Genomic DNA, 20,110 nt, shown 5'->3' with positions numbered 1-20,110 from the left:
TAATCCTGAGCAAGAATATGACTAAGCTTAACACTAAATTTGCTCACAAAAAAGCATTTAGTACATAAGTTGCTTACTTTGTTTCCGCATATTTGCTTACTTTTTGCTTTTTTGGCTATTATAGGTCTTTTGTAAATTGTTAAATAAACACTAGAATTTTTAAATTGAATCACGTAAATATAGGATTATCCTATTTTAAATAGCAAGATAAAAAGGTACGCAATCATGGGAAAACTCAATAAAACAGACAGAGAATGGCAAAGAGAGTTATCACCTGAAGAGTTCCGTATTACACGCCAAAAGGGAACCGAACCCGCATTTACCGGGAAATACTGGAATACCAAACAAGATGGTGTTTACGTATGTCGCTGTTGTGGTGAACCTTTATTTACTTCAGAAACCAAATTTGACAGTGGTTGTGGCTGGCCAAGCTTTTACCGTCCCCTGAGCAGTTCAGTCATAGAAGAATTACCTGATACTTCACACGGGATGGTCAGAACTGAAATTGTTTGTCATCATTGTGACGCACATTTAGGGCATGTTTTCCCTGATGGTCCAGAACCGACGGGCTTACGTTATTGTGTAAACTCGGCTTCTTTAGAATTAGAAACACAAGAAAAAAATGATGAGGAAACCTATCCATGACCAGCATTTATCAGTTTGAAGCTGAATTGTTAGATGGTAAAAGCAAACAGCTTGCAGATTATGAAGGCAAGGTACTTTTAATCGTGAATACAGCAAGTAAATGTGGCTTTACCCCACAATTCTCAGGATTAGAGAAGCTTTACGAGAAATATAAAGATCAAGGTCTGGAGGTCTTAGGATTTCCATGCAACCAGTTTGGCGGTCAGGATCCAGGTTCCAATGAACAGATTGGTGAGTTTTGCCAGAAAAATTACGGGGTATCTTTCCCGATGTTTTCCAAAGTGGATGTTAAAGGCCCTGAAGCGCATGCCATCTTCCGTTATTTGACCAATAATTCCAAAGGTATTTTAGGAAATGGGATTAAATGGAACTTTACCAAGTTTCTGATTGGACGTGATGGTAAGGTTTTGAGCCGTTTTGCACCGACGACCAAGCCTGAAGATCTTGAAGTTGAAATCGAAAAAGTACTCTAAACTTTATTTTGAGACATGAAAGAATTTTTGAGTGCTGGATTAAAATTGATCGTATTGCATTTTTATAAAAAAACCACTGTATTTACAGTGGTTTTTTTGATTATGACTTAAATCTAGAGAATCGCTTTTAGACGTTGAATGACTTGTTCACATTGTGCCAGATCAGCAACCAGAGCTAAACGTACATGATTTTCACCCGGATTACCTTGTTCAGTATTACGAGACAGATAACGGCCCGGCAGAACTTTAATATGGGCTTTTTCCATCAGCATTTTGGCAAAGGCTTCATCATTGTCGACTTTGAGCCAGTAGTAGAAACCGGCATCCGGTTTTTTCAGTGGCAGCAGGTGACCGAGTTCTTGCTGGAACAAATCAAATTTGGCGCGGTATTGCACCCGGTTGTCTTCCACATGGGCTTCATCGTTCCAGGCAGCAATAGAAGCCAGTTGGTGCTGTACCGGCATCGCTGCACCGTGATAAGTACGATACTGCAAATACGGTTTTAGTAAAGTTGCGTCACCGGCGACAAAACCTGAACGCATGCCCGGCAGGTTGGAACGTTTAGACAGCGAGTGGAATACCACACAGTTTTTATAGTCATCACGACCGATTTCAGCACAGACTTCCAGTAAACCCGCGGGTGCCTGATCAAACCACAATTCCGAATAGCATTCATCTGAAGCAATGACAAAGTTGTATTGATCTGACAGCGCAATCAGCTTTTTAAACTGTTCTTTAGACAGCACCGCACCCGTTGGATTGCCCGGCGTGCAGACAAATAATAATGCGGTTTTTTCCCAGACTTCTGCCGGAACGGCATCAAAGTCACCGAGGTAATTATTTTCCTCAGTACAGTTGATGAAATAAGGTTTGGCACCTGCGAGCAGCGTCGCACCTTCATAAATCTGGTAGAACGGGTTCGGCATCACCACATAAGGTGCCTCTTCTCGGTTCACCAAGGCTTGTACAAAAGAGAAAATTGCTTCACGTGTACCGGAAACGGGCAGGATATTGCTGTCTGCACTGATGCTATTCAGCTTAAAGCGGCGGCTTAACCAGTTGGCAATACTTTCACGTAGTTCGGGAAGACCTTTACTGTTGGGATAAGTCGATAAATGTTTAAAGTTATCAATAATCGCCTGTTTCACAAACTCCGGTGCAGGATGCTTTGGTTCGCCAATCGACAGGGGAATTAATGGCATATTTGCAGGCTGGATATCCGCAAAAAGCCGATTTAACTTTTCAAAGGGATAAGGGTGCAATAAAGACAAGCTAGAGTTCATGAAATGTGTTACCGAGCAGAGTGTTAGTGTTGACCGCTGACCTGATGTGAAGCCTCATCCAGGGCAGCTTTGAGTGCAGCTGCAAATTCTTGAGACTCAGTCGGGCTCATCGGGATGCCATTTTTTTTGGTGACAAAGAAAATATCTTCAGCACGTTCGCCAAGTGTGGCAATTTTGGCAGAGTGGATATCCAGCCCTTGCATCATAAATAAACCGCCAATTTTGGCAAGTAAACCAGGATGATCCAGAGTCGCAATTTCGACCATATTCTGATCCAGAGCCGCATTCATCGTAATATCGACTGTATTTTCAATATCGAAATGACGGAGTTGACGCGGAATGCGGCGTTGCATCAGACCCGGATATTCATCTGAATGGCTCAAAGCGTCTTTCAGGGCTTCAATGACGGTGGCTTCCCGTTCAGGGTCGGTGAGTAAGGTACCAAAGCGATCCAGCACCACATAGGTATCCAGACTAAAAGCTTTGGTCGCGGTAATAATCCGCGCATCTTGAACATCCAGATTCATACGATCCAGAATGGCAACGGTGGTCGCAAACAGATTCGGTTTATCCTGAGTATAAATAAAGATCTGTACTGCATCCTGAGCATATTTTCGATGCGCCCGCATCAGCACCAAAGGCGCAGGATTATCGCCATGTTGTAAAATGGCGCGGGTATGCCAGGCAATTTCATCCGCGGTTTCTTTCAGGAAATAATCATCACCCAGTTCCTGCCAGACTTTTTCAACATCATAGAGCGAGAAATGCTCGACCAGACGTTCACTGGCTTCAAACTTGGTGTCTTCAATCAGCATCTGATAATCGACCGGACGGCCAAGACCAGAACGGATCACATCACGCGCCTGCGTATAGAGTTGACGCATCAAGGATGCGCGCCAGGTATTCCAGAGCTTGGGATTGGTGGCATTGATATCCGCAACTGTCAGGGTATACAGATAGTCCAGATGCTCCATATCGCCCATTTTTTCTGCGAATTCTTTGACCACATCCGGGTCGGAAATATCTTTTTTCTGCGCAGTCACAGACATCACCAGATGATTCTGGATCAGCCAGGCCACCAGATTACTTTCGCGTTCGGTAAAGCCATGGCTACGGCAGAATTTAATGGCATCGGCTGCTCCAAGCTCACTATGATCACCGCCACGACCTTTGGCAATATCATGAAAAAGAGCTGCCAGATATACAATGTCACGACGGGTCAGGCGCTGGAACACTGAACTGACCACAGGAAATTCCTTGGCAAATTCAGGTGCTTTAAAGCGATTTAAATTGCGTAGCAACAATAAGGTATGTGCATCGACCGTATAGATATGGAACAGGTCATATTGCATCAGGCCCAGAATCTGCCCAAAGGCCGGGATGTAATTACCCAGTACGCCATAACGCTTCATCGTCACCAGGGTGTCGTAGAGTCGATGCGGTGAGCGGATAATCGCCATAAACAGCGCCTGATGCACCGGATTATCACGAAAATCCTGATCAATGCGTTTTCCTGCCAAGGTCAGCAGGCGTAAGGTACGCGCACGAATGCCCTGAATTTCAGGACGATTGGCCAGCAGATAGAAAATTTCCAGAATCGCGCTTGGATTTTCCGAGAAAATCTTGTGATGCTGAACTGCTAACTTGCCATCGACCAGTTTGAAATTTTCATTAATTTCCTCAATCTGGCGTTCATATTGCGGTAAACGTGGGGTAATCACAGATTCATTGAAGTAGGCCAGCAGCATTTCATTGAGTGTAGAGACTTGCTGTGCGCTGCGATAATAGCGCTTCATAAACTGTTCAATTGGATAGTTCGGATGATGCGCCTCATCACGCACATAGCCGAATTTAGCCGCAATATCACGCTGATAATCGAACAGTAAGCGGTTTTCATCGCGCTTGGTCAGGCGGTGCAGATGATGGCGAATTTCCCAGAGAAAACTTTCAGCTTCTTCGAGCACACCGAGTTCAAATTCAGAAATAAAACCCAGATGTACCAGATCATAAATCCGGTTGACGCGGAAATGTCGTTTGGCAATCCAGCCGATCTGGTTGATGTCGCGGATACCGCCCGGCGCATTTTTAATATCCGGTTCCAGATTGCTTTCGGTATTGTTGTGCTGAGCATAGCGTTTATGCTGCTCATCCATTTTGGCATCAAAGAAGGTTTTATCGGTCCAGGTGCGTGACACGATGCGCCGTGGCCATTTGCACAGGTTCTCATTGCCAATAATCAGGCGTGCTTCGATTAGCGTAGTGGCAACGGTGAGATCACTACTGGCCTGACTGACACAGTCATTGATGGTACGCACGCTGATCCCCGGTTTGAAATTACCGACATCCCAGAGTAATGAAATGAAGGTAGAAATCAGCTGTTCCTGCTCTGGACTAATCTCGTCTTCTGACAGGATCATGAGGTCGACATCAGAATAAGGCAGCATTTCACGGCGACCATAACCTCCGACAGCAAACAGGGCCAAATCTGTTTGATCCAGTTCGGCGTATTTCCAGAGAAATTGCAGTGCTTCATCAATCAGATTGGAACGTGCCAGAATAATATCCCGAATCGACTGTCCATTTTCAAAACTCTCCTGTAGCTGATTTTCGACATCACTACGCCATTGATTGATGGCTTTAATGTCATGGTTACTTTTAATGTAATTCAGCAGAGGTAAGGTATTGATCATGAACAGTGGTCCGTTGGTATTTCAGCTTAGTTTTGATTAATGCTAACTTGATTTGCGACCTGAAGTGCCAGTTCGCGTGCCTGTTCAATGCTTTCAGCACGTGCAGTCGCAACACCCATGCGACGCCGTTCGAAGCCTTCAGGTTTGCCAAACAGGCGCAAATCAGTATTGCCGTCTGCTAAAGCAAGATTCAGGCCAGAAAATGAAAGATTACGATCATCTACCCCGGCATAAATCACCGCGCTGGCAGCCACACTATGCCGTGTGGTATTGACCGGCAGGCCTAAAATCGCACGTGCATGCAATTCAAATTCGCTTTGGAATTGAGAGGCAAGTGTTACCAGTCCGGTATCGTGTGGACGAGGAGAAACCTCACTAAACCATACTTGGTCGCCTTTGACAAAGAGTTCTACACCAAAGATTCCGCAACCACCCAGTGCTGTGGTGACTTTGTGGGCAATGCGCTTAGATTCCTCTAGCGCTGCTGGAGTCATCGGCTGAGGTTGCCAGCTTTCGACATAATCGCCCGAGTCCTGACGATGTCCGATCGGATCGCAATAAGAGGTTTCGATCTCGCCGGTTGCCGGATTTTTTGCACGAACAGTCAATAAGGTAATTTCAAAATCAAAGTCAATTTGCGATTCGACAATCACCGTACCCTGATTGACGCGTCCACCAGTTTGCGCATATTCCCAAGCCGCGTCTACCTCTGCAAAGCTTTTTACCCGAGACTGGCCTTTGCCAGAAGAGGACATGACCGGCTTGACAAAGTTTGGATAGCCGACATCATCACAGGCAGCACGGAAGGACTCTAAACTGTCAGCAAATCGGTACGCTGAAGTTGGCAGCCCCAGTTCTTCTGCGGCCAGACGGCGAATGCCTTCGCGGTTCATGGTCAGATTGACCGCTTTAGCCGAAGGAATGACGGTTGCAATATTTTGTTCTTCAACGTCAACCAGTACTTGTGTGGCAATGGCTTCAATTTCAGGAACGATTAAATGTGGCTGGATTTGATGGATCAATTGTTTTAATTCTTCAGCATCGGCCATATTCAAGGTATAGGAATAATGCGCGACTTGCATGGCAGGTGCATGCTCATAACGGTCAGCAGCATGAACTTCGACCCCAAGACGTTGTAGTGAAATCACCACTTCCTTGCCCAGTTCACCAGAACCCAATAATAGAACTTTATAGGCAGAAGCTTGCAGGGGAGTACCAATAGTCACGCTCATGTGTGTCATCCATGCTTGATTTTATGGACTTTTAGCATAGCAGAACTGAGCCGGCAGTTAAGCCAAGATTCATACAAAATTGTGATATTGTCCAACAGTTTTATTTATAAAGTTTTTCTGGATGTAAGTAAGGCGTAATCGTCATTTCACTGATCTGTCAGACTGATTTGAAGACGGTATATCCTGTTTTGGCAATAGCTTTTTTCTATCTACAACTGGTCGAGTATTAAAAAAGTATAAAAGGATATGGAAATGATTTTATTTTAGCTTTTTCTTTCAGGAAAAATGATAGGGATCAGCTAATTATTTTTATATAATAAAGACCTATGCTATTCCATATAGCATAAGTCTTTATCTTGATTGATCAGTCAGTTTAAGCTTAAAACGTCATCGGCACATAAGTATAAACCAGACCATAGGTCAGTGCTGCGGTCAGGGTCGCCATCACGATGCGTTTGAATTTAAAATAAAGCGCAGTGAGTACGATAAATCCGACCAGCATCGCAATACTTTTATTCGGTGTTTCTAATAATGGCGGTAAGGTAGCAACTACCAGCATGGAGCTGATTGCCGCAATGCCGATTGAACCCAAGGCAATTTTTAGCCACAATGCTCCGCGTTTTTGTGAGCCTTGCTGAAATTTCTGAATCACAAAAAAAGGCCCGAAGCGTGAGACGAAATTGGCGATCCCGACGACAATGCCGACCAGAATAATCTCTAGATTCATGCTTGATCTCCTGCGTGTTCAGGATCTGGCTGTTTTAAGATATAGTGCTTGAACAGGCCGGCAAAAATACCGGAACTGATACCAATGAAAATCGCGGCAGACAGATCAATAAAGTAACAGGCCACAGCAGAAACCAGAATGGTGACAGCCACAACAAAAGTATGTTTCTTCTCAAAAGCAGCCAATAGGAAACTCAGGAACAGCGCAGGTAATAGGAAGTCTAGAGCCGCTTGCAAGAATTGCGGCAGATTGCTGACCTGATCGGCAAATAAACCACCGAGAAAAGATCCCAATGCCCAGGACATCCAGCTAAACAGGCTTAAACCCAGCATCCAGGATTCAGACCATTCCTGACGCCGTTGCGAGAGCTTGATCATGCCGGAAGCAAAAACCTCATCGGTCAGACCCCAAGACCAGATCGCGGTTTTCTTTAAATTCAGCCGGTCTTGAATCAGGTTTTGCAGCGCAGGGCCATAGAGCAAATGCCGAATGTCTAGGGCAATCACCGTTAATGCCGTCATCCAGATAGATGTGCCACTGCCTAAAAGTGCGACCACAAGGAACTGGCTGGCACCTGCATACATCGAGCAGGAAAGAAACAGCGCTTCCCAAGCCGTAAAGCCAAACTGAGTGGCTGAAACGCCAAAAGCAAACGACACTGGTAAATAAGTGAAGATGATCGCTTGGCTATCTTTTGCACCTTGCCAGAAGCCAGCAGGTTGCGTAGCGAGTTGATTCTGTTCAGACACGACACACCTTGAAGGAGAGTTGAACGATGGGTCAAATGAAGATTGTGTATTCTACGTGAATTTAATAGCATAGTGCCGAAATGTTTAAATTGGCGAGCCTGATATGTGGATGTTCAAGACACGTACGATGCTGACAGCTGCTTTAATGAGCACTGCATTGTTGTTACAAGCGTGTGGGAATGACAGTCAATCGACTGATAAGCCAGAAATTAAACCGGCACCTAAACTGACGAATGATGCGACCACCTATGCCAATGCGGCATGGCAACTGATCAATAAAGTCGATCCACTGGTTTATCATAAAGAAGTGGATCAGCTGGAAACCCAGGTGCGTCAACCGGCACGTAAGCTGAGCACAGACTGGCGTATTAATGTCAAAATGACCGATTCGGTGACTGAAGGTAAATATGCTCTGTGTCGTAAAGCCTTAACCAGTCTGGAAATCTGGGCGCGTACCGTGATCGACAATGGCAGCAGTCTGGAACAAAAGCAGGCGGATTATGAGCGGGATAAACTGCAATGTCAGAATGCGATTGATAATCCTGAATTGGGAAATACTGATCCCAAACAAAAAGGCACTGCGATTGCCAATATGTAATAAACCTTTAGCCATTTAGTTATAAGCATAAAAGCCAGTCATTCAGACTGGCTTTTTTAGGATGAGACAACAGCAAGACTCTAAAAAGAGGGTATCCACACATGTTCTAATAAAATCACAAATACACCACAGATCAGGAGTGTGCTGCCAATTATGCGCTTAATCAGAATAGGTGTAGACATGGTCGATCTCCTTAAATATTTAAAGCTAAAGCGTGTTCAATGCTTCCAGATAACGACGATTCACTTCTTGCCAGTTCACGACATTGAAAAAAGCCGAGATATATTCCGGACGACGGTTTTGATAGTGCAAATAATAGGCATGTTCCCAGACATCCAGACCTAAAATGGGAATATTGCCATACATCAGTGGAGAGTCCTGATTGACGCTGCTTTCTACAATAAGTGTTTGATCTGGCGCAACACTCAGCCAGGCCCAACCGCTACCAAAACGGCTCAGTGCTGCCTGGGTAAAGGTGTCTTTAAATGCCTCGAATCCGCCTAATTCATGTTCAATGGCCTTTGCAATTTCAGCTTCTGGATGGCCGCCACCGTCTGGACTCATGACTGTCCAGAACAGGGAATGATTGGCATGTCCACCGGCATTATTGATCACGTTCTGTTTTAATTGCTGCGGTACTTCATTGAATTTGCTAATTAAAGCTTCGACCGATAAATCTTCCCATTCGGTTCCTGCGATCCCTGCATTGATATTATTAATATAAGTTTGATGATGCTTACTATGATGAATTTCCATGGTCTTGCTATCGATATGAGGCTCTAGGGCATCATAGGGATATGGCAGTACAGGCAGGGTATAGCTCATGGTCAGGATTCCTTTGCTAGAATGAAGTCATGTTATTTTTCATTAGATTTAACATACGCCTGAATTTAATATTCTTATATGAGAATAATTATCATTATTGTTAATATGTGTGAATTATGCGTTGCCTGTAAGTTTTCTACGCTCGGTCATCTTATTTCCTAGGTAATAAAAAAGCCCCAGAAGGGGCTTTTTCACACAGCAAATACTTAGACGTTAAAACGGAAATGTAAAACGTCGCCATCCTGAACGATATAGGTTTTACCTTCTAGACGCCATTTACCGGCTTCTTTTGCACCCGCTTCGCCGTTGTACTGCACGAAATCATCATAAGCAATACATTCTGCACGGATAAAGCCTTTTTCAAAGTCGGTATGAATTACACCAGCGGCTTGAGGTGCAGTTGCACCAATTTTCACAGTCCAGGCACGAACCTCTTGTACACCTGCGGTGAAGTAAGTTTGTAAGCCAAGTAGTGAATAACCTGCACGAATGACCACGTTTAAACCCGGTTCTTCCATGCCCATTGCTTCAAGGAATTCAGCACGGTCTTCATCTTCAAGCAATGAAATTTCAGCTTCAATCTGGTTGCAAAGTGGAACCACAATTGCATTTTCTTCAGCGGCTAATTTTCTGACTGCATCTAAATGCGGGTTATTTTCAAAACCATCTTCAGCAACGTTGGCAATATACATGGTTGGTTTAAGCGTCATTAAGCCAAAGCCACGTACCAGTTTACGTTCGTCATCATCCAGATCCGCTGCGCGAGCCGGTTTGCCTTCATCGAGTAAAGGCTGGATTTTTTCCAATACTGCTTTAGTAGCAATTGCTTCTTTGTCACCACCTTTGGCAGATTTAGTCAAACGGGTAATCGCTTTCGCCACCGCGTCGAGATCTGCAAGCGCGAGTTCTGTATTAATCGTGGCGATATCATCCAGTGGATCAATACGACCATTCACATGAATGACGTTTTCATCTTCAAAACAACGTACCACGTGAGCGATTGCATCAGTTTCGCGGATGTTGGCCAGGAACTGGTTACCTAAGCCTTCACCTTTAGAAGCACCAGCGACCAGACCTGCGATGTCCACAAATTCCATAGACGTTGGAATCACGCGCTGCGGTTTAACAATTGCTGTCAATTTGTCTAAACGTGGGTCAGGAACAGGCACGATGCCGGTATTTGGTTCAATGGTACAGAACGGGAAGTTTTCTGCAGCAATAGCAGCTTTGGTTAAAGCATTGAAAAGTGTAGATTTGCCAACGTTCGGCAAGCCGACAATACCGCAATTAAAACCCATGAAATAACTCACAAAAGCGTTATATAAAAATTGCCCCCGATTTTACATGAAAGCACGGCTAAAGTCAGGTCATGCACTTGTGGTTTATTGCAATCAAATGCTTCTTATAACTTAAAAGCTCCGCTAAGCTTTCCCGGATTTGTTATGAGTCCGCCGAATATAGAGGAATAATCAGCCAGTATTGTACTTTTGGATAAAAATCACATTGTTTTTCTAAAATTGAGTGACTAAAGTATCTGAATAAAACAGCGGCCTATACGCCCTGATCCAATAACGATAAACATGGAGCATGCATGCGAACTTTATACCAGTTTCCTTTATCTCACTTTTGCGAAAAAGCACGTTGGATGCTGGACCATAAAGAGCTGTACTATGTTGCTCACAACCTGATTCCCGGCGTACATCGGGCTTTTGCCCGACTGAAAACAGGACAGAATCGTCTGCCTATTTTGCGCGATCAGGACAAATGGATTGCAGATTCAACCCAGATTGCGCTTTATCTGGATGATACTTATCCAGAACATCGTTTATTGTATGTTGAAGGACATTTTCGAAATAAAGCCTTAGAAATTAATGAAATTACTCTGGAGCTGGGTCGTCATGTCCGCCGCTGGATGCTCTCTCAAGCGCTGACTTCCGATCATGAATCTCTCGATATTTTAATTGGTGAGCAGGGCTATTTGCGCCAGTTTGAAAAATTTTCTAAACCTTTATTAAAAGCGATGGTCGCCAAGGGTTATGCATTGAATGAGGAAACCGTGGCGGAATCCAAACAGCATATTGATGTCACTGTACAGCAACTCAATCAGATGCTGGTTAGTCAAGGTGGATATTATTTTGTCGGAAATCGTTTAGGTCTGGCGGATATTGCTGTCTGTTCTATGCTTGCTCCATTATTGGCGATTCCGGGGACGCCGTGGGAAAAAGAAAATTTTGAAACCTTGTCCGAAGAATATCGTGATTATCAGCAGCATTTAAATGCGTTGCCTCTGGGTGAATATATTTGTCGTATTTACCGAACCGAACGCAATGCGCGAGTAGACTGGCGTGGTGTATAAGCTTCAAGGCAAATCCTAAAATTAAAAACGCGCATTTGCGCGTTTTTAATGAGATGATGATTAACCCCAAGGATTATTTGGGTCGATATCAATATTTTTACTAAAGTGATTGAACAGTGAACCAAAATCAAACCTGGATGAACCACCACCACTGCTGATATTCTGAATCGTATCTTGAGTGTCAGGCAGAATAGCAGACAAGTCAATATTGGAATCTGTGGCACCCACATCTTGGACCAGATCACCTGGATCAGGTAATTCAATCGAAGAGCTATTATCAATCAATTGCCCAATGCCTCCGGCAATGCTACCTAGATCAAACCCGTTTGAAGCAGAGGAAATTCCTTCGATCAGAGTACCCAGATCCAGATCACTATCTAGATTGAGATTACCCAATAATCCTCCTAAATCTATGCCATTTGAGCCATTCGCGATCAGGCCGCTGAGTAAATCGGTAAAGCCATCGAGATCAAAATCCCCCGCTGCATTCTCACCGACAAAACCGCTAATTAAATCTGTGATAGCACCGATATCAAAATCATTGCCTGTATTGCCGCCGATTAAACCGCCGATCAGATCTGCAATCGCGCCGATGTCGATATCACCCAGTGCACCAGACCCACCAATCAGACCACCAACCAGCTGAACGATTTGTGCAATATCAATCTCGCCATTACCGCCGATGAGACCGCCGACGAGTTTGGAAATAGCACCAATATCCAGATTGCTGCTATTGTTCGCCATTAGGCCATTCAACAAATTGGTGATCTGGCCAATATTAAAACTGCCCCCATTGGATTGGGTTAAGCTGCTGATCAGACTCTGAATATCTAACTTCGAAGCATTTGAACCAGACAACTGAATTAATAAATTGCTCAGATTTGCGCTGTTCAGACTATGTCCAGAGAGAAGGCTGTTTAATAATGAGCTCACGGAAGGTTGTGAATTAGAGCCGTTTAGACTGCCAATGAGATTGCTAAGCGTACCTGAGGCTGTTCCAGCGAATAAGCCACCTAACAGGCTTTTAGTTTGTGTTTCAGCCGTTAAGACAGGACTCACCTTGGTTTTAATCAAACTTAAAATTTTAGAAGCCATGAGCATTCCTTATTTAATATTTTTTGAAAAATGCTATTTTTATTTTTAGTGCGGCTTTGTTTTAATCTATTTCTATACACTTGTAAAAGATAAGTGGCTGAACTGTGCGGGTACTTGAAGGTCTGGCTTATATTTTGCTGGACTAATTAAACTTAAACTATTAAAAAATAAATAATTAATAGAAATTACCATTGGTCATTTTTTAGAATTATATGATTAACGGTTATCTGGTTCAGGATTGAAAGTTACTTTATAAAATGGCAGAAGATTTGGAAAATATTTTCAGAATATGAAAACTTTGTGAAAAATAAATAAATATTGTATAACAGGGAGAGCGCAATATTTTGCTATTTTTATTGATTATTAAGAAAGAGTATAAAAATGGAACTGGATCGTTTCGATAAACATATTCTAGAAATATTGACCCATGAGGATGTCAATCTGAATGAACTGTCTGAGCGGGTAAATTTATCTGTGAGTTCAGTCCATCGCCGGATCAAACACTTGATCGATCACAATATTATCAGTGGCTTAAAGCGTGAAATTAATTATCAGAAATTAGGTTTCACGCTGCATGTACTGTTACAGGTGTCGCTAAGTAAACATGATAGTGATACTTTTGCTAAATTTCTGGAAGAACTGGAAAGTATTCCCGAAGTGATTAATGCCTTTTTGGTCACCGGCCAGTCTGCGGATTTTATTGTCGAAGTGGTGGCGCGAGATATGGAAAATTATAGTGAAATTTTACTCAAGCGTATCGGGAAAATTGAGCATGTGGTTGCACTGCATTCGAGCTTTGTCATTAAAGAATATAATGTCTTTAACTGTAGCGGACTACTCAATAAAGTTTGATCCTATGCGAGAGTAGCAGACAGCCATAAAAAAACGCACCCAAGGGTGCGTTTTTAGTTTTGATCAAGCTTAAGCGTCTAATTGCGCCATCACTTCATCGGTAAACTCTACGTTGGTATATACGTTTTGAACATCATCTAAATCTTCAAACATATCGATCATTTTCAGAATCATTTTGGCTTGATCAACATCTGTAATTTCAGCTTTGGTTGAAGGGCTCATCACCACTTCAGCATTGTCAGACTTCAGACCTGCTGCAGTGAGCGCATCCTGTACATCACCAAAGCTTTCAGGCGTGGTAATTACCAGAATTTCATCTTCAGCAATTTCAATATCTTCCGCGCCTGCTTCCAAAGCTACTTCCATGATTTGATCTTCTAAAGAAACATCTTCAAAAGTGATCTCGCCACGTTTGGTAAACAGATAAGCCACTGAACCGGCAGTACCTAAGTTACCATTGGTTTTTGAGAAGCAATGGCGAACATCAGGAACAGTACGATTCAGGTTGTCTGTCATGGTCTCTACCAGAACAGCAACACCACCTACACCATAACCTTCATAGGTCACTTCTTTCAGGTCGTCGTTATCTTCGCCACCCGCACCACGTTGAATGGCACGGTTGATCACATCACGTGTCATATTTACAGATAATGCTTTTTCAACCACCGCACGCAGACGAGGGTTGCTACCTGCATCTGGACCACCGAGTTTTGCCGCAGTGGTTAATTCACGAATATATTTGGTAAAAAGCTTACCACGACTCGCATCTTGTTTTGCTTTACGATGCTTAATATTGGCCCACTTGGAATGACCCGCCATGCGAACTTTGCTCCTTGTAGATTGGCTGTATGCCTATCAGAATGCCGAAATTCTACCATAAGCTTTTTTTTAAAAAAAAGTGTCTGGATTTGAGATTTCAGGATAAAACAAAAAAATTGTATTAAATTGATAGAAAAGGGGAATGCTATAGTGCAGTTTTTGATTTTATTTTCAAATTTATACAAATGCTTTAGGAGGACATGAACAGCAGTGTATCTGTTCATGTCGAGCACTGTTACTGAGCTTATTCCGGAATGACAATATCCAGATCCACTTTATCTTTATAGAGCTGTTTGATTAAGGCCAGATCTTGAGCCAGATCTGTTGGATAAATCTTGCCTAAAATGCCACCTTGTTTGGTTCTGGAATTGGCATATAGCAACACAATCGGCACATTGGCAGCTTTGGCAATATGCCAGAAGCCGGTACGGATCGGTTTACGTGCTTCACCTTGCTTGGCACGTGTCGCTTCTGGTGCAATCACCAGATTAAACTTTTCATTATTCTGAAAATGCTCCACCATCTGGGTCACGATATCTTTATTGGCCTTGCGGTCAACAGGAATACCGCCGACAGCTTTTAATAGCGGTTTGAAAGGTCCTTTAAATAGTTCTTTTTTGATCAAGGTATGAATTTTAAGATCATAAATCTGGAAGAGGGCAATCGACAGCACTGCATCCATCATTGAAGTATGTTCAAAGCCAATAATGACCTGTTTGTCTTCGAGTACATCTGGTTCGACATGATATTGCCAACCCGCAAGTTTAAATGCAGATTCGCCAATGAATTTATTTAGCATAAGCACAGATTAAGTAAAAGCCATATGTGGAGAATTGCATAATTTCTTCTTGTTCGGCCATTCAGTCAATAGGCTGGCAAATAAAACGTGTAAATAATGTAGAAATCTATAATTTCTTGATCTTTTTAAACTGAAATATTAAGAGCTAAAATGTATAAATAAAAAATTTTGATATTAAAAAAGTATTATTAGATATAAAAAAAGTCTTAAAATGGTGAAAAAATGACTATCCAGAGCAAGACTTAGTTATTAGACTTTTGTCGAAGAAGAGAAGGGGTATTAATCCTTTCTATTTTGTTGTTCTTTCTACTCTGAGATTGAAAACTATGACATACATTACAGCCTTTGTAGTCTCTTTATTGATTTTAGTGCTTATAATTGTATGGTCTTTCATCGAAATTAAGCAGGATTTGCGTAAAGAAAAAGAAATGAAGTCTCAATTCTAATTTTTCTTTATTCTGCAGCTCATATACTTTTCCATCATTTTTAATATTTTATCAAATATTTTTTGATACTTTATAAATATACTGAGACGTCAAATCTATCAAATGTATGTCTTATTCTATGAGGTTGACGTCAATATTTCAGGCTAGGCTGCCTTAAATTGATCTGTATATACCCATTTTTCTGCATGTCTTTAGACTGAAGTATTAAAGAACTAGAATTTCTTTCGAATCAAGTCATGATGATTGCTGCCTAAGTGTTCAAGTGGTTATAAAAGTACTTGTCTTTCAAAAAAATCTTAGCTAGTATTCATGACGCTTGAACTTATTGATAAATAAAGTTTTCAGCATGTAGGGCCTATAGCTCAGTTGGTTAGAGCAGCGGACTCATAATCCGTTGGTCGACAGTTCAAGTCTGTCTGGGCCCACCAAATTCATGTATTTATATAGTAAAATACATACTTAAACCCTTAATTCTAAAAGAGTTAAGGGTTTTTTAATGTCTTAAGAATACTCAGGTGTACTCGTATAAAAACACCCTATTTGTATCCTGGCTTGTATCCTGTATAAAAAATAGAACTCAGGATACAGGAGCCTAGTTTAATCTAGGAAAATCAAAATTTTATGGCTAAATCTAAATTACTCACAGATACCCAATATGCAGCGTTAAAAGCACAAGAATCTGAGTACAGAGTTTCCGATGTTTCAGGTCTGTATTTAAAAGTTGGTGTAACAGGTAAAAAGTCATGGCAGTTAAGATTTAAGAGTACAGTTGGTAAGTGGACATGGCTTGGGTTAGGAAGTTACCCCGTAATCTCAGTCAAAGAAGCACGATCATTGGCGATTAAATATCAAAATGGTGAAATTATTTTAAAAACTAAAAATGAGAAGTTATTGGAAGCTCAACAAAAAGAGAACCTATTGTTTGGTAATTTACTAATTAAATGGATGAAGACAAAGCAAGCTGTATGAACTGATAAAACTTATAAGAAAGAGTATCAGTCGATAGAAAAGCATATATTGCCAGTATTTTGTTATCGTCTATTCAAAGACATACCTGCTTCGGAGTGGAAAGGATTTTTTCAATAAAAACAATTAAATGAATAGATATTCAATCGATTTGAAAAACTAATTTCGTATTGTCGTAATGCTTATGATTTTACCATTGACGATAATTTAACTATTACACTTAAATAAAAATTAGGCAATATTTGAATCAACTTATAAAAAAGAGGTCTGGCTTCAATAGATAAATTCTATGAGTCATTTTTAAGGATTTTTTATCTAGAAGAATTTTACTTCAGGAAAAAAGTTTATATTTATGAATGGACTGTGATGCACTTCAAAAAATATCAGGAAATAAGATGAAAAGTAGATGAAATGCATTTTACAACTGAGAAAATTATGCTAATAAATAAGAGATGATTTTTTAGTCAGAAATCATGATGTTTCAGGAAGGAATATCTTAAGAAGCGTATTAAAAAAATGATTAAACAGGAGTTTCAAGATGCTTCAGCTATTAAGAAAATTATTTTGCTTGCATATCTATGAGTACGAGCAAATGCAGGAAATCGGGGAACACAGGGAGTGTCGTAAGTGTGGGATCAATAAGGACTGATGTTTTACAAAAAAAGTGAGCGAGGGCTCACTTTTTTTATGCTTATACTTGGCTAATTTCCGTTAAAATTAGAGTGAAATTCCAAGCTGATGATCGGGCATATGAGCAAAAATTTTCATGCAGATACCTATATCGTAAACAGCAATCTGGCAGATACGCTGCATTGGCTTAGTCTGCATCAAGACAGTTATGAGTCTTTTAGCTATGATGCAATCACTCAGGAGTTGGTGGTGCATCATGCCAATGGAATGGATCAAATCAGAGTTGGAGATTATCTGAATGCCCGCTATGGCATACTGATTACTGCACATAACTTTTCAGCGACTTAATTCACTCCTATATTGCTTAGCCTGCCATAGCATCGGTCGCCAATGCACGTACACTTGGTTTAGGCTGCTCTGCAACCAGACCTAATTTCTCAAATAGCTTTTGGTCACGACCTTGGGCAGTATTTGGGGTGGTCAAAAGTTTTTCACCCGAGAAAATGGAATTGGCACCGGCCATAAATGCCAGAGCCTGATCTGAATCGGTTAACGATTCACGGCCCGCAGAGAGGCGGATGTAGCTTTTTGGCATCAAGAGGCGCGCCACTGCAATGGTACGAATCCATTCAATAACATCCAGTTTTTCTACATCTGCCATTGGTGTGCCTTCAATTGGAACCAGCATATTGATCGGGACAGATTCAGGGTGAATGACCAGCGTGGCAAGTTCATATAATAAACCAATCCGGTCATTACGGCTTTCGCCCAGTCCGACAATACCGCCACTACATACTTTTAAACCGGCTTGACGCACATAATCCAAAGTATCGAGACGGTCATCAAAGCTTCGGGTACTGATAATATGTGAATAATATTCACGAGAAGTATCCAGATTGTGGTTGTAGTAATCCAGACCGGCATCTTTCAAACGTTCTGCTTGGGATGCATTCAACATGCCCAGTGTCATACAGGTTTCCAGACCGAGTGCTTTAACTTCCTGCACCATTTCCAGAACATAAGGCATATCGCGCTCATGCGGGTTACGCCATGCAGCGCCCATACAGAAACGAGAGCTTCCAGAAGCCAGTGCCTGTTTAGCCTCCTGAATGACTTTATCGACCGCGATACGTTTTTCAGCTTCTAGCTTGGAATCATAATGCGCAGATTGTGAACAGTATTTGCAGTCTTCAGGGCATTTGCCTGTTTTGATCGAGAGGAGGGTGCTGACCTGAACTGTATTGGCAGTGAAGTGCTCACGATGAACCTGTTGCGCCTGAAACAATAAATCCATTAAAGGCTGCTGATACAGTGCCTGTATTTCTTCACGTGACCAATCATTGCGTACTGCATTACTCGTGTTCATATATCTGTCCTTGTTTGTGCTTATTTATCATTCACCTCATCTTAATAAAAATGTGTGTCTGCCTCACTAGCAAAATATGACCTTCTATAACAAACAAAGCCCACACGGGGTGGACTTTGTCATTATATTCAATCCTGAAATTTTTTATTCACGATGACCCCCATGAATATTTTGATTTTGCAGATCGTCACGATGCTGCTTGTTCAACACTCGTTCATCCTGCTCATGCTGATTGTTCTTAGGAGAATCGATTGGCCCATGTTGGGGCTGCTGCTGTTGTTGCTTCTGCTGTTTAAGCTGATCTAGCTGTTCGTGCTGTTGCTGTTTTTTATCTTGCTCTTGCATCTTCAATCCCTCTCGTCATTTTTTCATCTCTTTCTTTATGACATAAAGTGATCAAATATTGTGTAAGCCTTATAAGAGATCGAGTGAGCCGAAGTAATAAATTGAAAATTTATGCTGTTTTGGTCAACTGTTCCTGAATCGCCCAATCAATATGCACCTGCACAATTTCGTCATGTAATGCCCGTTGATGTTGTAAAGCGTAAACAATCTTTTCATCAAAAGGTGCATTGCCCAGACCAATTGCGATATTGCGCATGAAGCTTTGATAACCTGTACGGCGCATTGGACTGCCTTCGGTCGCACTTAAAAAGGTGGTTTCATCCCATTGCCATAAATCTAGCAAGCTGACCTGATCCAGACCATGTCGTGGATGAAAATCTTCTACCGGGGTGATTTGGGCAAAACTGTTCCAAGGACAAATTAGCTGGCAATCGTCACAACCAAAAACCCGGTTACCAATTCCGCGGCGCAAATCCTCTGGAATAATACCTTTATATTCAATGGTTAAGTAAGCTATACATCGCCGTGCATCCAGCATATAGGGCTCGACAATGGCCTGAGTTGGACAGATGTCGATACAGGCCGTACAGGAACCACAATGTTTACTGGCAGGCGCATCAAAAGGGAGGTCCAGAGAAGTAAATAGCTCTCCAAGCACAAAGAAAGAACCAGACTTTTTATGAATCAGCAGGGTATGTTTACCTGTCCAGCCCATGCCAGCACTTTCAGCCAGTGATTTTTCAAAAATGGGTGCAGAATCGGCAAAAGGGCGTGATTCAAAATCGCCAACTTTTTCCCGGATTTTTGTCGCCAAGGTTTTTAGCCGACCGCGCATGATCTTGTGATAATCCCGGCCACGGGCATAACGCGCAATAATCGCGGAATTGGGTGCATACGGAACGTAACGTGGCTTTGGAGTCTCGACCAGATAATCCATACGCACGCAGATAATGCTGCGCGTGCCGGGGACAAGTAAGGCAGGATTGGCACGTTTTTCCAGATTATCTTCCAGAAATTTCATGTCGCCATGATAGCCACGATCCAGATATTCCTGTAAGCGCGCTAATTCTGCTTGAGCATCTGGTTTGGCAATGACACAATCAGAAAACCCCAATTCTAGCGCCTGCGCTTTAATCCAGGCTTTTAGCTCGGCTGGATCTTGTTGATAGACTTGAATTTGTGCGTAAGAATCGGGAGTTGTCATAAACCAAAGA

The 20,110-nt window shown here is 42.1% G+C and carries 20 protein-coding genes and 1 tRNA gene; 8 read left to right on the top strand and 13 right to left on the bottom strand.

All coding sequences use genetic code 11. The features are described from left to right. Window positions 1-225: 225 nt before the first annotated feature. A complete protein-coding gene (msrB, locus tag FTV29_RS02835; RefSeq protein WP_005097408.1) occupies window positions 226-645 on the top strand; it encodes a peptide-methionine (R)-S-oxide reductase MsrB in 420 nt (139 codons plus the stop codon). After that, the gene (locus tag FTV29_RS02830) at window positions 642-1,118 is read left to right on the top strand and encodes a glutathione peroxidase (RefSeq protein WP_005097407.1); all 477 of its coding nucleotides are present in this window, start codon (window positions 642-644) and stop codon (window positions 1,116-1,118) included. Before msrB ends, FTV29_RS02830 begins: the two co-directional genes overlap by 4 nt. Before the next feature lie 113 nt (window positions 1,119-1,231). Here the strand turns inward: FTV29_RS02830 and dapC are convergent, their stop codons facing one another. From dapC to FTV29_RS02805, 5 genes are all read right to left on the bottom strand, one after another. Continuing rightward, complete coding sequence (dapC, locus tag FTV29_RS02825; RefSeq protein ID WP_159138593.1) at window positions 1,232-2,401, bottom strand: succinyldiaminopimelate transaminase; 1,170 nt, start codon at window positions 2,399-2,401, stop codon at window positions 1,232-1,234. Window positions 2,402-2,424: 23 nt separating this feature from the next. Next, window positions 2,425-5,091: a [protein-PII] uridylyltransferase gene (gene glnD / locus FTV29_RS02820; protein ID WP_005097404.1), complete on the bottom strand. Its 2,667-nt coding sequence runs from the start codon at window positions 5,089-5,091 to the stop codon at window positions 2,425-2,427. Between the two features lie 26 nt (window positions 5,092-5,117). Next, on the bottom strand, window positions 5,118-6,332 hold the full coding sequence (gene purT, locus FTV29_RS02815) for a formate-dependent phosphoribosylglycinamide formyltransferase (protein WP_180001300.1): 1,215 nt from the start codon (window positions 6,330-6,332) through the stop codon (window positions 5,118-5,120). A 370-nt stretch (window positions 6,333-6,702) separates the two neighbouring features. Then, window positions 6,703-7,050, bottom strand: a complete 348-nt coding sequence (ygaH, locus tag FTV29_RS02810) for an L-valine transporter subunit YgaH (RefSeq protein WP_005097402.1) — start codon at window positions 7,048-7,050, stop codon at window positions 6,703-6,705. After that, on the bottom strand, window positions 7,047-7,799 hold the full coding sequence (locus FTV29_RS02805) for an AzlC family ABC transporter permease (RefSeq protein WP_159138591.1): 753 nt from the start codon (window positions 7,797-7,799) through the stop codon (window positions 7,047-7,049). The genes ygaH and FTV29_RS02805 overlap by 4 nt, the downstream gene beginning before the upstream one ends. 103 nt (window positions 7,800-7,902) lie before the next feature. On the opposite strand from FTV29_RS02805, the gene FTV29_RS02800 reads away from it, so the two are divergent. Further along, a complete protein-coding gene (locus FTV29_RS02800) occupies window positions 7,903-8,397 on the top strand; it encodes a hypothetical protein (RefSeq protein WP_180049123.1) in 495 nt (164 codons plus the stop codon). A 207-nt stretch (window positions 8,398-8,604) separates the two neighbouring features. On the opposite strand, the gene FTV29_RS02795 is transcribed toward FTV29_RS02800, so the two are convergent. After that, on the bottom strand, window positions 8,605-9,222 hold the full coding sequence (locus FTV29_RS02795; protein ID WP_180075034.1) for a superoxide dismutase: 618 nt from the start codon (window positions 9,220-9,222) through the stop codon (window positions 8,605-8,607). Window positions 9,223-9,428: 206 nt separating this feature from the next. Continuing rightward, window positions 9,429-10,520, bottom strand: a complete 1,092-nt coding sequence (ychF, locus tag FTV29_RS02790; RefSeq protein WP_005170292.1) for a redox-regulated ATPase YchF — start codon at window positions 10,518-10,520, stop codon at window positions 9,429-9,431. Window positions 10,521-10,813: 293 nt separating this feature from the next. On the opposite strand from ychF, the gene FTV29_RS02785 reads away from it, so the two are divergent. Beyond that, window positions 10,814-11,578 (top strand): glutathione S-transferase family protein, encoded by a 765-nt coding sequence (locus FTV29_RS02785; protein WP_180075033.1) that lies wholly within the window; start codon window positions 10,814-10,816, stop codon window positions 11,576-11,578. A 60-nt stretch (window positions 11,579-11,638) separates the two neighbouring features. Here the strand turns inward: FTV29_RS02785 and FTV29_RS02780 are convergent, their stop codons facing one another. Next, complete coding sequence (locus tag FTV29_RS02780) at window positions 11,639-12,673, bottom strand: hypothetical protein (RefSeq protein WP_180075032.1); 1,035 nt, start codon at window positions 12,671-12,673, stop codon at window positions 11,639-11,641. A gap of 381 nt (window positions 12,674-13,054) precedes the next feature. On the opposite strand from FTV29_RS02780, the gene FTV29_RS02775 reads away from it, so the two are divergent. Next, window positions 13,055-13,525 (top strand): Lrp/AsnC family transcriptional regulator, encoded by a 471-nt coding sequence (locus tag FTV29_RS02775; RefSeq protein WP_005097392.1) that lies wholly within the window; start codon window positions 13,055-13,057, stop codon window positions 13,523-13,525. 69 nt (window positions 13,526-13,594) lie between these two features. Here FTV29_RS02775 and FTV29_RS02770 read toward each other — a convergent pair whose 3' ends face one another. Together FTV29_RS02770 and FTV29_RS02765 are read right to left on the bottom strand one after the other, a co-directional pair. Further along, the gene (locus FTV29_RS02770) at window positions 13,595-14,344 is read right to left on the bottom strand and encodes a YebC/PmpR family DNA-binding transcriptional regulator (RefSeq protein WP_005097391.1); all 750 of its coding nucleotides are present in this window, start codon (window positions 14,342-14,344) and stop codon (window positions 13,595-13,597) included. A gap of 244 nt (window positions 14,345-14,588) precedes the next feature. Beyond that, window positions 14,589-15,143, bottom strand: coding sequence for a 1-acyl-sn-glycerol-3-phosphate acyltransferase (locus FTV29_RS02765; protein WP_159138589.1), 555 nt, complete (start codon window positions 15,141-15,143; stop codon window positions 14,589-14,591). Window positions 15,144-15,940: 797 nt separating this feature from the next. On the opposite strand from FTV29_RS02765, the gene FTV29_RS02760 reads away from it, so the two are divergent. The 3 genes from FTV29_RS02760 (at window position 15,941) to FTV29_RS02750 (ending at window position 17,533) form a co-directional block, all read left to right on the top strand. After that, window positions 15,941-16,017: transfer RNA gene (locus FTV29_RS02760), tRNA-Ile, on the top strand. A gap of 193 nt (window positions 16,018-16,210) precedes the next feature. Next, window positions 16,211-16,558 (top strand): Arm DNA-binding domain-containing protein, encoded by a 348-nt coding sequence (locus tag FTV29_RS02755; protein ID WP_180075031.1) that lies wholly within the window; start codon window positions 16,211-16,213, stop codon window positions 16,556-16,558. Window positions 16,559-17,305: 747 nt separating this feature from the next. Further along, entirely contained in the window at window positions 17,306-17,533 is a 228-nt protein-coding gene (locus FTV29_RS02750; RefSeq protein WP_034608979.1) for a hypothetical protein, read from the top strand. Between the two features lie 16 nt (window positions 17,534-17,549). On the opposite strand, the gene bioB is transcribed toward FTV29_RS02750, so the two are convergent. The 3 genes from bioB to queG form a co-directional block, all read right to left on the bottom strand. Next, the gene (gene bioB / locus FTV29_RS02745; RefSeq protein ID WP_100329905.1) at window positions 17,550-18,551 is read right to left on the bottom strand and encodes a biotin synthase BioB; all 1,002 of its coding nucleotides are present in this window, start codon (window positions 18,549-18,551) and stop codon (window positions 17,550-17,552) included. 144 nt (window positions 18,552-18,695) lie between these two features. After that, window positions 18,696-18,896, bottom strand: a complete 201-nt coding sequence (locus FTV29_RS02740) for a hypothetical protein (protein WP_005097383.1) — start codon at window positions 18,894-18,896, stop codon at window positions 18,696-18,698. Window positions 18,897-19,005: 109 nt separating this feature from the next. Further along, window positions 19,006-20,100: a tRNA epoxyqueuosine(34) reductase QueG gene (gene queG / locus FTV29_RS02735; RefSeq protein ID WP_005097382.1), complete on the bottom strand. Its 1,095-nt coding sequence runs from the start codon at window positions 20,098-20,100 to the stop codon at window positions 19,006-19,008. Between the last annotated feature and the right edge of the window lie 10 nt (window positions 20,101-20,110).

It is taken from the genome of Acinetobacter sp. YH12254 (genome assembly GCF_013417415.1).
GTDB classification, from domain to species: Bacteria; Pseudomonadota; Gammaproteobacteria; order Pseudomonadales; family Moraxellaceae; genus Acinetobacter; species Acinetobacter pseudolwoffii.
The sequence above is the reverse complement of the archived record's forward strand: the minus strand, read 5'-3'. Positions and strand labels throughout refer to the sequence as shown.

What these genes read in the sequence shown, in the direction of transcription:
- msrB (WP_005097408.1), top strand. Translation starts at nt 226, where the DNA reads ATGGGAAAACTCAATAAAACAGACAGAGAATGGCAAAGAGAGTTATCA.
- FTV29_RS02830 (WP_005097407.1), top strand. Translation starts at nt 642, where the DNA reads ATGACCAGCATTTATCAGTTTGAAGCTGAATTGTTAGATGGTAAAAGC.
- dapC (WP_159138593.1), bottom strand. Translation starts at nt 2,401, where the DNA reads ATGAACTCTAGCTTGTCTTTATTGCACCCTTATCCCTTTGAAAAGTTA.
- glnD (WP_005097404.1), bottom strand. Translation starts at nt 5,091, where the DNA reads ATGATCAATACCTTACCTCTGCTGAATTACATTAAAAGTAACCATGAC.
- purT (WP_180001300.1), bottom strand. Translation starts at nt 6,332, where the DNA reads ATGACACACATGAGCGTGACTATTGGTACTCCCCTGCAAGCTTCTGCC.
- ygaH (WP_005097402.1), bottom strand. Translation starts at nt 7,050, where the DNA reads ATGAATCTAGAGATTATTCTGGTCGGCATTGTCGTCGGGATCGCCAAT.
- FTV29_RS02800 (WP_180049123.1), top strand. Translation starts at nt 7,903, where the DNA reads ATGTGGATGTTCAAGACACGTACGATGCTGACAGCTGCTTTAATGAGC.
- FTV29_RS02795 (WP_180075034.1), bottom strand. Translation starts at nt 9,222, where the DNA reads ATGAGCTATACCCTGCCTGTACTGCCATATCCCTATGATGCCCTAGAG.
- ychF (WP_005170292.1), bottom strand. Translation starts at nt 10,520, where the DNA reads ATGGGTTTTAATTGCGGTATTGTCGGCTTGCCGAACGTTGGCAAATCT.
- FTV29_RS02785 (WP_180075033.1), top strand. Translation starts at nt 10,814, where the DNA reads ATGCGAACTTTATACCAGTTTCCTTTATCTCACTTTTGCGAAAAAGCA.
- FTV29_RS02780 (WP_180075032.1), bottom strand. Translation starts at nt 12,673, where the DNA reads ATGGCTTCTAAAATTTTAAGTTTGATTAAAACCAAGGTGAGTCCTGTC.
- FTV29_RS02775 (WP_005097392.1), top strand. Translation starts at nt 13,055, where the DNA reads ATGGAACTGGATCGTTTCGATAAACATATTCTAGAAATATTGACCCAT.
- FTV29_RS02770 (WP_005097391.1), bottom strand. Translation starts at nt 14,344, where the DNA reads ATGGCGGGTCATTCCAAGTGGGCCAATATTAAGCATCGTAAAGCAAAA.
- FTV29_RS02765 (WP_159138589.1), bottom strand. Translation starts at nt 15,143, where the DNA reads ATGCTAAATAAATTCATTGGCGAATCTGCATTTAAACTTGCGGGTTGG.
- FTV29_RS02755 (WP_180075031.1), top strand. Translation starts at nt 16,211, where the DNA reads ATGGCTAAATCTAAATTACTCACAGATACCCAATATGCAGCGTTAAAA.
- FTV29_RS02750 (WP_034608979.1), top strand. Translation starts at nt 17,306, where the DNA reads ATGAGCAAAAATTTTCATGCAGATACCTATATCGTAAACAGCAATCTG.
- bioB (WP_100329905.1), bottom strand. Translation starts at nt 18,551, where the DNA reads ATGAACACGAGTAATGCAGTACGCAATGATTGGTCACGTGAAGAAATA.
- FTV29_RS02740 (WP_005097383.1), bottom strand. Translation starts at nt 18,896, where the DNA reads ATGCAAGAGCAAGATAAAAAACAGCAACAGCACGAACAGCTAGATCAG.
- queG (WP_005097382.1), bottom strand. Translation starts at nt 20,100, where the DNA reads ATGACAACTCCCGATTCTTACGCACAAATTCAAGTCTATCAACAAGAT.